12 protein-coding genes and 1 pseudogene are annotated in these 13,788 nt (G+C 64.4%); 5 read left to right on the forward strand and 8 right to left on the reverse strand.

Annotated features, from left to right (window positions below; genetic code table 11):
- Positions 1 to 194 precede the first annotated feature (194 nt).
- From AD428_RS00085 to AD428_RS25860, 5 genes are all read left to right on the forward strand, one after another.
- Complete coding sequence (locus AD428_RS00085) at positions 195 to 473, forward strand: hypothetical protein (protein ID WP_235488612.1); 279 nt, start codon at positions 195 to 197, stop codon at positions 471 to 473.
- 5 nt (positions 474 to 478) lie between these two features.
- Positions 479 to 1,150 carry a prepilin peptidase gene (locus AD428_RS00090; protein WP_160318529.1) on the forward strand — a complete coding sequence of 224 codons (672 nt, stop codon included), beginning with the start codon at positions 479 to 481 and terminating at the stop codon, positions 1,148 to 1,150.
- Between the two features lie 319 nt (positions 1,151 to 1,469).
- Positions 1,470 to 1,955 (forward strand): hypothetical protein, encoded by a 486-nt coding sequence (locus AD428_RS00095; protein ID WP_235488617.1) that lies wholly within the window; start codon positions 1,470 to 1,472, stop codon positions 1,953 to 1,955.
- Positions 1,952 to 2,722, forward strand: a complete 771-nt coding sequence (locus AD428_RS27290; protein ID WP_053243670.1) for a hypothetical protein — start codon at positions 1,952 to 1,954, stop codon at positions 2,720 to 2,722. Before AD428_RS00095 ends, AD428_RS27290 begins: the two co-directional genes overlap by 4 nt.
- Before the next feature lie 69 nt (positions 2,723 to 2,791).
- Positions 2,792 to 3,088 (forward strand): hypothetical protein, encoded by a 297-nt coding sequence (locus AD428_RS25860; protein WP_152967939.1) that lies wholly within the window; start codon positions 2,792 to 2,794, stop codon positions 3,086 to 3,088.
- On the opposite strand, the gene AD428_RS00105 is transcribed toward AD428_RS25860, so the two are convergent.
- The 8 genes and pseudogenes from AD428_RS00105 to AD428_RS00145 all read right to left on the reverse strand — a co-directional run bounded on the left by AD428_RS00105 (position 3,069) and on the right by AD428_RS00145 (position 13,534).
- A protein-coding gene (locus tag AD428_RS00105) for an IS3 family transposase (protein WP_152967940.1) occupies positions 3,069 to 4,180 on the reverse strand; the annotation gives its coding sequence in 2 pieces (ribosomal slippage) (positions 3,069 to 3,928 and positions 3,928 to 4,180; 1,113 coding nt in all). The genes AD428_RS25860 and AD428_RS00105 overlap by 20 nt on opposite strands.
- Before the next feature lie 107 nt (positions 4,181 to 4,287).
- Entirely contained in the window at positions 4,288 to 5,064 is a 777-nt protein-coding gene (locus AD428_RS00115) for a siderophore-interacting protein (protein ID WP_053243673.1), read from the reverse strand.
- Between the two features lie 40 nt (positions 5,065 to 5,104).
- On the reverse strand, positions 5,105 to 6,532 hold the full coding sequence (locus AD428_RS00120) for an efflux transporter outer membrane subunit (protein ID WP_053243674.1): 1,428 nt from the start codon (positions 6,530 to 6,532) through the stop codon (positions 5,105 to 5,107).
- A complete protein-coding gene (locus AD428_RS00125; protein ID WP_053243675.1) occupies positions 6,522 to 9,611 on the reverse strand; it encodes an efflux RND transporter permease subunit in 3,090 nt (1,029 codons plus the stop codon). The genes AD428_RS00120 and AD428_RS00125 overlap by 11 nt, the downstream gene beginning before the upstream one ends.
- Positions 9,611 to 10,594, reverse strand: coding sequence for an efflux RND transporter periplasmic adaptor subunit (locus tag AD428_RS26945; RefSeq protein ID WP_235488620.1), 984 nt, complete (start codon positions 10,592 to 10,594; stop codon positions 9,611 to 9,613). The genes AD428_RS00125 and AD428_RS26945 overlap by 1 nt, the downstream gene beginning before the upstream one ends.
- Positions 10,595 to 10,639: 45 nt before the next feature.
- Positions 10,640 to 11,950, reverse strand: a pseudogene (locus AD428_RS27295) (arabinose transporter); the annotation flags it as partial.
- 29 nt (positions 11,951 to 11,979) lie between these two features.
- Complete coding sequence (locus AD428_RS00140; RefSeq protein ID WP_053243676.1) at positions 11,980 to 12,846, reverse strand: SDR family oxidoreductase; 867 nt, start codon at positions 12,844 to 12,846, stop codon at positions 11,980 to 11,982.
- Positions 12,847 to 12,874: 28 nt separating this feature from the next.
- Positions 12,875 to 13,534 carry an O-methyltransferase gene (locus AD428_RS00145; RefSeq protein ID WP_053243677.1) on the reverse strand — a complete coding sequence of 220 codons (660 nt, stop codon included), beginning with the start codon at positions 13,532 to 13,534 and terminating at the stop codon, positions 12,875 to 12,877.
- Between the last annotated feature and the right edge of the window lie 254 nt (positions 13,535 to 13,788).

Consider the following 13,788-nt stretch of genomic DNA (forward strand, 5'->3'; position numbering starts at 1 on the left):
TACCGGTTAATGTACCGACCCTTACAACGCCAGGTGAACCTGATGGCATAGCCAAGTCATCCGCCTGGCCCAAAATACGCCGCCGAGAACGGCAGGCCCATCGCGTGCCGCGCCACGGGCAGACACGGCGGCACTGCCGCCAGAGGCCGACAATGCCGAGTAGGCGCGCCGTCACCGCCTCGCCCGGCCAGCTGGTGCTGCGGCAGATTGATCCTGCCGATGTTCAGCTTGCGGCCCTGGCCGGCGATATTCAGATTGCCAATAACTATGCCGCCGTGCGCGCGCTCTCGGACGGCACCATCGTGGCACTCGGCCGGCTGACCTTCACGACTGCGCTCTACGTGGACCTTTCGCGCACCGGTTGGGCCCGGCGCTACTGCTTTGAGTCGCCACGGCTGGCCGTGGCCGCGTTCGACGGCTTGGCCAGCGCCGATGATGAGCCGAGCGGCTGGGTTGCGTGCCGCGAAGGATGAAAGACATGGCCATCATTGCCCTCGCTGCAGGCCTGGCGCTCGGCGCCGGCGCAACCTGGCTGTATCGCTACGTCCCGCGCTGGCTTCTCAACGATGTCGGGGACCGGAACGCAAACCCGCCCGCATCCGGCGGCGGCGTGCGCGGCATCGCCATTGTCATTCTGGCCATGGGCTTGTCGTGCATCTGCTTTTTGCATTTCGCTGCGCCCTGGAAAGCCGCGGCGGCCGCAGCGTTTGCGGCAACGCTGCTGGCCTTGGCCGCTATTGACCTGGAGACCCAACTGCTGCCTGATGTGCTGACCCAGCCCTTGCTTTGGGCCGGCCTGCTGCTGAACACGCAAGGGTGGTTCGCCAGCCCCTCGCAAGCGGTTTACGGTGCGGCGGCCGGATACCTCTCATTGTGGGTTCCGTTTCAGGTTCACCGTGCGCTCACCGGCCGGGACGGCATGGGGCATGGCGATTTCAAGCTTGCCGCCGCCGTCGGCGCCTGGCTGGGCGCCGACGGCGTCCCTTCCGTCTATTTGCTCTCGGTAGGCGCCGCCACCGCCGTCAGCCTGATTCGCTTCGCCATTGGGGATTCCCGCGCGCGTGACCCGCAGCCCTTCGGCCCTTATCTCGTGATTGCGGCGCTCCTCACGCTGGTGTGTCCTTTCTCGCCGCTCGATCTCGTGCCGTAGAAATGGGCCGGCCCTCCATCTTCCCGCTTCCAGACGACCAAGCGCGCGCCATCATCGCAGCCGCCGACGCGCTGGAAGCCGACTTCCCGCCAGGAGGCAATAGCCGCGCCTTCCTGGCCGCGTTCATTGCGCGGGTTCACGCAATTACCGGTGAAGTCTATGGCCACGGCACTTATCGGCGGCTGCTGAAACTTTACGCGCCGCGCTACGCGCCGTCCTCTGTGACCATACATACCGAGATCCAGGCCTTTCGGGGAAAGTTGGCCACCAGGGCGGGGAGAGCGCGCCGGTACCCGCGTCCGCTGCGCAGGGCGCGGCTGTGTCAGCACGCACGACAGGCCGGCCCCGCGAGGCCGCCGCGCCGCCGGCGCACGCTGAGGCCATCGCTGCGCTGGAGCTGTCTCGCCTGCAATCCATGGAGAACGACCGCCTGCGCTCGCAACTGACCGCCACCCAAGACCGCATGAGCCACAACGAGGCCTTGGCTGCGCGGCTGGCCGCTGATTTGGCCGCCGAACGCACACGCGCCGACACGCTGCAAACCCTGATGGAGCAGCTGCAGGTCGAACGCGAGCAATTCCGCCAAAGCATCGAGCGTTTGCAGCACCAGGCCGACGCTGCCCGGCGGGATGCGCTTCTACGCATAGACCAGCTGCACAGCGAAACGCGCGAGGCGCAGGCCGAAAGCAGGGCGCTGCGCGAGCGGCTGGAGCAGGCGCACAAGGATCTGCACGCCGAGCGCGAATTTTCCGCGCTTTTGCGTCAGCAGCTTGGCCAGCGGGCACGGCAGGAGCGGGAGCCATGAGCACAGAGATCGCCTTGAATAGGGGCGCTGAGGCCGTTCCCGCGCCAGGTCATGCCCTGGGCCAAGTGGCCAATGATTGGCAGGCGGCCGAGGTATGGCTTGCCGTGCTGCAGGCCAGACCGGCCTCTCCCCAAACCCTGGACACGTATCGGCGCGAGATCCGCAGGTTGCGCTGGTACTGCGACACCCAGGGGAGGCCGCCGCCGAGCGCCTGGACCTACCAAGACGGACTGCGGTATGTACGCTTCCTGACAGAGGAGGCAGGGCGGCACATTCGACCGGCGGGTCTGCGGTACGGGGATCCTGGCTGGACCCCATTCTTGGGGACGCTTTCGCCCTCGTCGGTCGCAGACGCCCGGAAGATCCTGCATACCATGTTCAAGTTCTGGATGAACGCCGGGTATGTACCGCGCAATCCGTTCGCTGGCCAGGCCGGCCGCGCCCGGCGCACGTCCGCGCCGAGCCGGCGGGCGTTGCCGCAGGCTGCGACGGACTTCGTGCTGACCTTTCTCGATGCAAGGCCAAAGTCAACCGCGCGCGATCATCTGCGCTATTACCGTGACCGCTTTTTATTCCTGCTGCTCCTGCACACCGGTATTCGGGCACATGAGGCCGCGGCGGCAGCGATGGGCGACGTGGAGGCACGCACCGATCCACAGTCTCATCGAATCTATTGGGCATTGCGGCTGCGCACACAGAAAGGTGGCGGAGAAGGAACTGCGTTGCTGAATAGCGAGGTCATGGCAGCATTTCATGGGTATTCGTAAAAGTGGGTTGTAGAGCGCCCTGCTGCCCGTCGATGCGCAAGCATCAACATTCGTAAAAGCGTGTTGGTCATGAGTGCAGAAATCAAGTCTCTTGTTCTGGATACTTGGGCAGGCCGCCGCTATTACGCCGTCGAACTGGTTGGCCAGACTCCTAAGAAAGCGCGAGTTCGTGTTCTCACGCCGGGCGGCGTCATGCTGCCCGGTCGGCGCTACGTCAATTGTGGCGAGACTGTTTTGGTTCCCAAGCACGCAGTTGTTGATCTCCCCAAAGATGCTCACAAGGTCGAACAGGGGTACTACGACGGCCATTTAAATGGCTATGGAGGCGTGGTTGATGCCCCCATTCTTACTGGGCCGCAGAAGTAGAAACTGATGCGGCCATGGCCAGCCGCTGTTTTGGTGTGAGCCCGCCCAATGCCATATTCGGGCGTTCGTGATTGTATGACCACATCCAGCGCGTGGCGTGGTCCTGCACATGCTCGAGGTCTTCCCACTCGTACTGCGACAACCATTCGTACCGGGCGGTCCGATTGAACCGCTCGATATAGGCATTTTGCTGCGGCTTGCCGGGCTGAATGAAGTCGAGCTTGATGTCCCGCTTTTGCGCCCAGGCCAGTAGCGTCGAACCCGCGTATTCCGGGCCGTTGTCGCAGCGAATCGCCAGCGGCTGTCCCCGGTGTTCGATGATCTGATTCAGCGTCCGCGCTACCCGTGCCGCGGGCAGCGAGAAGTCCACCTCGATGGCCAGTGCCTCACGATTGAAGTCATCGATCACGTTCAATGTCCGAATGCTCCGGCCGTCGGCCAACTGGTCATGCATGAAGTCCATCGACCAGACTTCGTTGATGGCCCTGGGAACTGCCAGCGGCTCGGGCATCTGTCGAACCAGCCTTTTGCGCGGCTTGATGCGCAGGTTCAGCTCCAGCTCCTTGTAGATGCGGTACACGCGCTTGTGGTTCCAGCCAAATCCACGCACGTTGCGCAGGTACAAGAAGCACAGCATGAAGCCCCAGGTGCGATGGTTGTCGGTCAGGCGCATCAGCCAATCGGCAATCTCCTCGTTCTCGGCCTTGAGCTTGGCCTCGTACCGATAGCAGGATTCGCTGATGCGAAAGACCGCGCAAGCCACACGGATCGATGCTCGCCTGGACCTGACCACTTCCTTGGCCATCTCGCGCCGGCGAGACGGCCTCAGGACTTTTTTGCCAGGTACTCCGAGGCGATCTCGGCCTTGAGCTTCTCCTCGACGTACATCTTGCGCAGCCGGGCGTTCTCGGCCTCCAACTCCTTCATGCGCACCATCATCGACGTGTCCATACCGCCATACTTCGAGCGCCACTTGTAGAACGTCGCCGAGCTGATCCCCAACTCCCGGCACAACTCCGGCACCGCCAGACCGCCTTCAACACGCTTGATCGCATCGACGATCTGGCTATCCGTGAACTTCGATCGCTTCATCTGTAGAACTCCTCAATGAGAAAATTCTACTTCTGACTCCCAGGGTTTTCAGGGGGCATTACCAGGATGCGCATCGAATTTCCCTATATGCACCATCAAAGGCCAAATCAGTAATCGAGACGATCGTGTGCGTCGGCCTTGCCGACCACCCAGTAGCCGCCCGCCTTGAGCCAGGACTTGGGGTGGCCTCGTTTGTCGATGAGCCATGAACGGATGGCTCGCGCCACATGCGCCTCGGCGGCGACCCACGCGAAGGTCTCCGGCTTCAGGTCGATCGTCTTGATGATGTCCAGCAATGCTCTGGGATCATTCGCCGCCGCAAGCGGGCGATGCGCCCAATGCGCCGTCAGATTCGCCGCTGTTTTGAACGCTTGATGATCCTGTGGCCCTGGTACGGCCACGATGCTGGTGATGTTCGTACCGGCCGGAGCTTCCTCGATGCGGCGGCCGATCGCTGGCAACGCGGTTTCGTCGCCAACCAGAAGCCAGCGCCGAATGTCCGACGGGAGAACGGACGAACTTTTCGGGCCACCGATCTGGATCGTGTCGCCCGGTTTGGCATTGAGCGCCCATAACGTCGCGGGGCCTGCATCGTGGATGGCGATGTCGATCACGAGCGTCTTTGCCCGTTGATTGTAGCGACGCGGGGTGTAGTCGCGTCGCACGATCTCTCCCGTAAGCGTGGGCACGAACAGTTTGAGGTGATCGTCCGGTGAAAGGCTGACGAAATCCGAGAGAGCCTCGCCGGTGAAGGTGATGCGCAGCATCCCTGGCGTCAGTCGCTCGACGCCGCTGACTTGCACCGTTCTAGCCTTCGCTTCGTGGCGGACGCGCTCAGCGCGTGGCCCGGGAACTTGCTTGTCGAAGATGGAAAATAAACTCATGGTGTTCTCCTGGAAACCAATTTGTGAGAAGGACACGGAATCAGTCCTGCGAATGCGCTTGCCATCCCCCGCCCAACGCCTTGAAGACATCGACGCGAGCCGAGCCGGCCTGCTGGTCCGCCGTCGCAACCTGCGACCTTGCGCTGATCAGGTGGCTTTGGGCCACGATTACGTCCAGGTAGCTGATGGCCCCCGCCCGATAGCGTTGTTCGGCAAGGCGGAACGCACTGTCGGCATGGGTCTGCGCTTGAATCAGAGCCTCGCGTTGTTGGATGGCTCCCGCATACGTGCTCAAGGATTGCTCTGACTCCTTCAATGCCGTGAGAACAGCACCGTCGAAGCGGGCAAGTGAGGCCGCGCCCTGAGCCTTGGCCTGCGCAATCCGGCTTCGTGCCGCCGTCATGTTCGGGAACGTCCATGAAATCAGCGGCCCGAAACCGAACGACCAGGTACGGTCGCCGCGCAGGTAGTCATTGCGCAGGTAGCTTGCCGACACGCCGAGCGCGACCCTGGGATAGAGATCCGCGACCGCCACTCCGATGCGCGCCGTGTCTGCGGCCAACTGGCGTTCGGCTTGGCGGATGTCGGGGCGACGGCGCAGCATGGTCGTGCCATCGCCAACTGGAATGGCGCCAGCTACTTCCGGCGCCTTGTTGCAGGCGCGTGCCGGTTCGGGAACTTGAGTGGGGGGCCGCCCCATCAGTGCCGCCAGTTCGAACAGTGCCGCGTTCTGTTGGGCCTGCAGCCGGGGAACAGCCGCCTCGGCCTGGGCCAGTGCCGCACTGGATCGCTCCACATCGAGGCGCGAGGCGGAGCCGGCGCGCTCCTGGCGGGTCACGAGATCCAGCGTTTTCTGTGCCAGCTCGACGGACGAACGCGCCACGTCAACGGACTCTCCGTAGGCGCAGGCATCCACATACGAGCGCGTCGTCTCCGCAGCGACGAGCACCTGGGCCGCATCATGGGCCGCAGCGAGCGCCTCGGTATCACCGCGCGCCGCTTCGATGTCGCGCCTCACCCGCCCGAAAAGGTCCAGTTCGTAGGAAATATCCAGTCCGCCGGTATAGTTCCATTGCACCGGCGCTTGGCCGTTCCCGCTCAAAGCGGTCTGGTTGCGACCGCGACTGGCACCCGCAGTCACATTGGTCGATGGCAGGAGTTCCCCGCGTGTCGCCCGGTAGATCGCGTGTGCCCGATCCAGGTTCGCCAGTGCCACGCGCAGATCGGTATTGGCGGACAGCGCTTCCTGCACGATGGCGTCCAGCGCAGGATCGTCATACAGCTTCCACCAGTCTGCAGGCGGTAGCGAACCAGCGTCCACCTGCGGCGATTGGCTGACGAAGGCTCCGCCAGCCATTTCCGGCAAGGCCGGGGTGCGGTAGTTCGGCCCGCTGGCACAGCCTGTAATGGAAAGGGAGACGGCCAAGATCAGGGCGCTCGGCAGCGCCTTCTTTCGTTCAAGGCGCATGGGACACCTCCACCGATGCCAGCTCGTGCTGGCGTGCGTTTTCTGCTGAAACACGGTGATCCTTGGCGATGAAGCTGTAGATGGTCGGCAGCACGAACAGCGTGAACAGCGTGCCGATCAACATGCCCATCACGACCACGATGCCGATCGAGAACCGGCTGGCCGAGCCGGCACCTTCCGCGAACACCAGCGGCACCAGGCCCGCCACCATCGCGGCCGTCGTCATCAGCACGGGACGCATACGCACCGCTGCCGCCTTCTCGATGGCTTCGAGCCGGTTCAGGTTCTCGTGCTGCTGGATGTGGTTGGCGAACGTGACCATCAGGATGCCGTGTTTGGAGATCAGGCCGATCAGCGTGACCAGTCCGATCTGCGTGTAGATATTCAGCGTGGCGTAGCCCAGCCAGAGCGGCACCAGCGCGCCGCACACCGCCAGCGGCACCGTGACCAGAATCACCAGCGGATCGCGCAGGCTCTCGAATTGCGCCGCCAGCACCAGGAAGATGACCACCAGCGCGAAGCCGAAGGACACCAGCAGGCGGTTGCCCTCCTGCACGAACTGGCGGCTGTCGCTGAGCCAATCGACGCTGGTGCCGGCCGGCAGCGGCTGCGATTGCAGGAAGGCCACGGCCTCGCCCATGCTGACGCCAGGACGCGGCAGAAATTCCACCGTGGCCGAGTTCAACTGGCCGAACTGGGTCAGTCCGTTCGCCTGGGGCCTTGTTTCCACATGAGCGACCGTGGACAGTGGCACCAGTGCGCCGGAACTGGCCTTGACGTAGAAGCGGCCCAGGTCGTCCGGGGTCATGCGGTCGCTGTCCCGGACCTGCGGGATGACGTCGTAGGAGCGGTCGTGGAAGTTGAAGCGGTTGACGTAGTTCTCACCGACCAGCACCGCCAGGGTGTCGGCGATGGCCTGCATGGTCACGCCCATCTCGCGTGCCTTGCTACTGTCGATGGCGATGTGGGCCTGCGGGCTGTCGAACGCCAGGTCGTTCTGCACGTACAGGAAGAGGCCGCTCTTGTAGGCCGCGCTCTTGATCTGCTCGGCCGTCTCGAACAGCGTCGAGAAATTGTCGGGCGAGCGCAGCACCATCTGCACCGGCAGGCCGCCGCTGGAACCGGGCAGCGGTGGCACCTGAACCGCCGTCAGCGTTTCGCCGTCGATGCCGCCGCCGGCCGCCTGGAGTTGGCCCTGTATCTCGATGGACGAGCGGGAGCGCTGCGACCAGTCCTTGAAAATCGCGCCCGCCAGCATCTGGTTCTGGCCGCGCCCGGTGCCGCCGATGTGCATGAAGCTGTTGTCGAACTCCGGAAGCGATTCAAAAATCTTCTCGATCTTCTGGGCATAGCGGGAGGTATAGCTGACCCCCGCGTATTGCGGTGCCTTGGCGATGACGATCACTGCGCCCTGATCCTCGACCGGGGCCAGCTCGTGGCGGATGCCCACGAACAACACCACGATGGCGCCCAGCACGGCCACGCCCACCAGCAGCACCGCGCTGCGCGCGGCCAGCGTGCGGGCCAGCAGGCGCCGGTAGAGCGATGTCAGCTCTTCCATGCTGTGCTCGATCAGCCTGGCCAGCCTTGCCTCGCTTTGCTTGGAGCTGAGCAGCATCGAACTCATCACCGGCGACAACGTGAGTGCGACAACGCCGGAGACGATGACCGAGCCGGCCAAGGTGAATGCGAATTCCTTGAACAGCGCCCCGGTCAATCCGCCCATCAGGCCGATCGGCGCATAGACCGCAGCGAGCGTGATGGTCATGGCGATCACCGGGCCGACGATCTCGCGTGCGCCGAGCAAGGCCGCACGCGCGGGCGATGCTCCTTCCTCGATATGGCGATGGATGTTCTCCACCACCACGATGGCGTCGTCCACAACCAGCCCGATCGCCAGCACCATCGCCAGCAGCGTCAGCAGGTTGATCGAGAAACCGAAGGCCAGCATCAACGCCGCCGTCCCGACCAGGGAAAGCGGAATGGTGACCACGGGGATGATGACCGCGCGGAAAGTTCCCAGGAACAGGAAGATCACGGCGATGACGATCACGATGGCCTCGATCAGCGTGTGCTGGACCTCCGCGATCGACGCATTGACGAACTTCGCCACGTCGTAGTTCGGCACGACCTGCAACCCCGGCGGCGCCATCGCCCGGATGCGGGGCACCAGTTCCTGCGCCTGCCGAGCAATGTCCAGCGGGTTGCCGTCCGGGGTCGGGAAGATCGCCGCGAACACCGCCGGGATGCCGCTGGCGAAGGAGGCGTTGTTGTAGTTCTGGCCGCCGATCTCGACCGTTGCCACGTCGGACAGGCGCACCACGCCGCCGCCGGCACTGGACTTGATCACCATCTGGCGGAAGTCCTCCACGCTGCGAAGGTCGGTGGCGGCGCTGATGTTGGTGACGGTCAGAGAACTCTTGAGCTGACCCGGCGCGGACTGCACGTTGTTGGCTCGCAGGGCGGCCGCGATCTCACCCGCAGACAGGCCGCGGGCGGCCAGCTTCACGGGGTCGATCCAGATGCGCAGCGCCAGCGTCTGCCCGCCATTGGTATCGACCTGCCCCACGCCCGGTATCCCGGCGAACAGCGGCAGCGCCACACGGTTCACGAAGTCCGTGACCTGCGGGATGGTGAGGGTGTCGCTGTAGAACGCGACATACTGGACGGCGGTGCCGCCTTCGGTGGACTTGCTGATAACCGGATCGGTGACGCCTGCCGGGAGCTGGTACTTGACCTGCAGCACCTTCGCCAGGATCTCGGTCATGGCCCGGTCGGCGTTGGCATTGAGCACCAGACGTGCCTTGATCTCGCTGCGGCCCTGGGTCGTCGTCGAACTCAGGTACTCGATGCCGCTGGCCGTGGCGATGGATTGCGAGATGGGCGTCGTGACGAAACCCTGCATCACCTCCTGGGTCGCGCCCGGCAGCGACGTGGTGATGTTGATGGTGGCGTTTTCGAGGTAGGGGTACTGGCGCACCGGCAGGGAGAAGACCGAGGCCAGGCCCGCCAGCAGGATGAGCAGGCTGACGACCAGGGCCAGGATGGGCCGCCGGATGAAGAGGTCGGTGAAGTTCATCACTGCGCCCCCACGGGCGAGGCGGCATTGATCTTCACCTTGCCGCCGGGCTGTAACCGGTTCTGACCGGCGACCACCACGACGTCGCCGGCCTTCACGCCCTGCGTCACCAGCACGTCGTCGCCCAGCCTGCGGCCCGTGACGACCGGAACGGCAACCGCCTTGCCGATCCCTTGGGCATCGGCCTCCTGAACGAGCACCACGCTATCACCCGAGGCGGATGTCTGGATCGCCGTCAGCGGCAGCACGATGGCATCCTCCGTCGCCGGAAGTTCCAGTTTGGCAACCGCATACATGCCAGACTTCAGCAGATTGTCGGTGTTCGACAGGATGGCCTGGACGGCGACGTTCCGGGTTTCCCCGTCGATGCGCGGCTCGATGGTGCTGACCTTGGCGTCGAAGACCTTTCCCGGAACGGCATCCACAGTGACCTGCACCCGCGCACCGAGCGCCAACCTGGAAAGCTCCTGCTGCGGCAGGGTGAAATTGACGTACAGCGGGTCGAGCTGCGTCAGCGTGGCGATAGCTTCGCCTGCGTTGAGGTACTGCCCCAGGTTGATCCGCCGGATACCGAGTTGCCCGGAGAACGGCGCGCGGATGTTCTTCTGCTGGATGCGCGCATCCAGTTGCCGGACGGCGGCGGTCGCCTGGTCGGCTTCTGCCTTGTGCTGCTCCAGCAGTTCGCGCGGCTCGGCACCGCTGGATGCCAGCTCCTGCGAGCGCCGCAACTGCAACTGCGCGAAATTAGCCCTTGCCACAGCGGCACTGCGATCGGCCTGTTCCGGGGCATCGTAGAGCTGAACCAGCGTGGAGCCTTCCTTCACGACCTGGCCGGCGGTGAAGCTGAGGGCCGTCACCCGCCCAGCGGTGTCCGGGGCCAGCACGACTTCGCGCACGGCTTGCAGGCTGCCGACCGCTTGCAGTTCCCCGGCAACGCTGCGCGGCTGCACGCGCACGGTCGATACCAGCGCAGGCGGTCGCACGGGAGGCGCAGCGCCGCCGGCGCGGGCTGCGCGCCATGCGTATAGCCCGCCGAAGATGACAGCCAGACCGACCAGACTGATGATGATCGCCCCGACATTTCTTGCGGCAGCGTTGCCCGTGCTTCCGTTGTCGGCCTGCACGGTCGCTGCCGGACTGTCGGAAAGCAGCCGCAAGGCAATTACCAGCGCCAGTGCGACGGTGATGCCGCCCGCCAGATAGACCGAGCCAATCCCCTGAGCGCCAGCCAGCGCGCCAGCCAGAGGACTTGTCAGGCCCAGCGCGATGTCCATGAATGCCACGTAGGCGCCCATCGCCAGGCTGCGAGTCTGCGGCGGAGCGCGCCGCACGGCCTCCACACCGAACCCTGGATAGGCCAGCGAGTAGCCGAAGCCCGTCAGAGCCGCGCCTACGTAGGCGAGCGACGCGGAATCGGCACCCCATATGAACAACTGTCCGACCGCTTCGATGGCAACGCTCACCAGGGCCACCTTCGCGCCCCCCAACTTGTCCGGCAGGTGCCCGAAGAAAATGCGTGCGCCGATGAAAGCCAGTCCGAACGCGGTGAACGCCAGCGAAGCGTTGCCCCACTGCTTGGCGGCGAACAGCAGCGCGATGAAGGCCGTGATCAGTCCGAAACCGACGCTGGACAGCGCCAAGCCCATGCCGGGCCACAGCACGGCACCCAGTACCTTGTAAAACGGCGTGCGCTTGGTTGCCGAAGGCGCGACGGCGCGCACGCCCGCAACCACGGCCAAGGCCAGGAAGGGGATGGCTACCACGGCGGCGGCGACGCCGGCGAATCCCCACTGGGTATTCACCGCGACGCCGAGGGGCGCACCCAGCGCATAGGCGCCGTAGATGGCAATGCCGACCCAGACCATCACTTTGCCTGCGTTCTGCGGCCCGACCAGTCCGAGCGACCAGCCCAGCGCCCCCGTGGCAATCAGGCTTTCGCCCAGGGCCAGCAGGATGCGCCCCAGCACCACGATCCATACCGAGGTAGTCGGTGTGGCGACGAAGGCCAGCGATGCCAGATAGACCAGGCCGGAGCTGGCTGCGAGCAGGCAGCCGATGACCACAGCTCGCTTGGCGCCACGCAGGTCGGCGAGGTTGCCGGCCCAGGGACGGGACAGCAGTGCCACGACGAATTGCAGGCCGATGACCGAGCCGATCACCAGCGTACCCATGCCGAGAGTTTCGTGCAGGTGCAGCGGCAGGACCGGCATCTGCATTCCGATGGTCAGGAACCCGATGAAGACTGCCAGCGTGATGGGTAGCAGCGTCAAGAAGACATTGGCACCGGGCGGTGATGCCATCGCCGGAGTCGGCGAGGAAAGAGATTGTTCTTTAGACATGGGCACACTCATGGATTGAGCACGACAGATCAGCCGGCGTAATAGCCGGGCTGATCCAGGTCGGCGAGCAGGTTCGGTCCTTCGGGCTTCCAGCCGAGCAGTTCGCGCGTGCGGGCGCTGGACACGGACATATCGGCACCGGCCATGTTGGCGAACCAGCCGAAGTGCTCGCGGTCGCGCGACTCGACCGGCAGACCCAGGCGGCTTCCGATCACTTCGGCGATCGCCTTGAAGGGCACCGCCTCGTCCGCGACGGCGTGATAGACCGATTCGCTCACGCCTTGCTCCAGCGCGAGGCGATAGATGCGCGCCGCATCCCGCCGGTACACGCCGGCCCAGCAGTTTTGGCCTTCACCCAGATAGGCCGATACGCCTTTCTGCTGCGCCGTGCGGATGAGGATGGGCACGAAGCCGTGGTCGCCCAACCCATGAACCGACGGTGCAAGGCGCACCGTTGCTGCGCGCACCCCGCGCGTCGCCGCGGCCCGCGCGGCTTCCTCCGACTTGCGAGGTGAGGCCGGATGGGGCAGGTCGGCTTCGGTGGCGCCACGCGGCAGCCCAGACAGACCCGAAGTGACGAGCAGCGGCCGGTTCGATCCCTCCAGCGCGCTGCCCAGCGCCTCGATCACGCGGCGGTCCTGCTCCGCGTTCTCGATGAACTTGGAGAAGTCATGGTTGAACGCGGTGTGGATCACGGCGTCCACCGTCGAAGCGACGGAACGCAACGTGTCCAGATCATCGAGCGTGGCCTGGATGATTTTCGCGCCTGCCGCAGCGAGCGAGGCGGCCTTGTCGGCGGAACGGGCCAGGCCCGTGACTTGGTGGCCGGCAGCGAGCAGATCTTCCACCACGGCAGAGCCGACCCAGCCTGTGGCACCAGTGACAAATATGTGCATTGCAAAATCTCCTGTTTGGATGGTTTATTCAGGCCAGCCGGATCGACAGTTCCACGTCCTCGCCGAACGGCACGGACAGGTAGCCGTTTTCCGAGGTGCGCACGCGCGCGAGATAGTCCGGGCTGTAGTCGGCGTTGTCGGCGACGATCAGTGCGCCAGCCCGCAGGCGGCTTTCGACCAGATCGAGGACTTCGCAGTAGATGGACTTGGCGCCATCGAGCAGCAGCAAATCGATGGAGTCGGGAAGGTCCGAGGCCAGTGTCTTCAGGGCGTCGCCTTCACGGATTTCGACCAGGTCATCGACGCCGCCTTCGACAAGATGCTGGCGAGCCTTGGCAACCTTTGACGGCTCGAACTCGCTGCCAATCAGGCGGCCGCCGCCGTTGTCGCGCAGCGCTGCCGCCAAATACAGGGTCGAGAGTCCGAACGAGGTGCCGAACTCGACGATGTTGCGCGCGTTCGTGCTGCGTGCCAGTTGGTACAGCAGCACTCCGGTCTCGCGCGAAACCGGCAGCCACAAGTCCTTGGCGCGGCCATAGAAGTCGAGGTACTCGGTCTTGCTGCGCATCAGGCGCTCGCGTTCCTCGCGGGAGATGCCGGCCATTGCCGGGCTAGTGGCCCGATCGGCCTGCTCGAACAGGCGATCCAGCAGGGGCGCCAGCGGTGCGTTGGTCAGTGTTGAGGTCATGGTGTTGTCCGGTTGAAGGTTTGGAGAGACAGAGCCTCTGTGTTGAGGCACCCTAAATGCGATCAATCATTCGCGTTGATGGAATAATATGACGAATCCATCATGTTAGAAATTCGCATTGAGGTTCGCGTTTTCTGCCCTCCAGAACCGACAAGCGAATCACCGTGGTTGCCTAGAAAACACTGCGGTTGCGCCGATCCAGTTGCGCCCACGAAGATCGAAGGGTCGCCAAATGCTCAGGTTTTTCGTCGGTA

The organism is Achromobacter sp. DMS1, assembly GCF_001270295.1.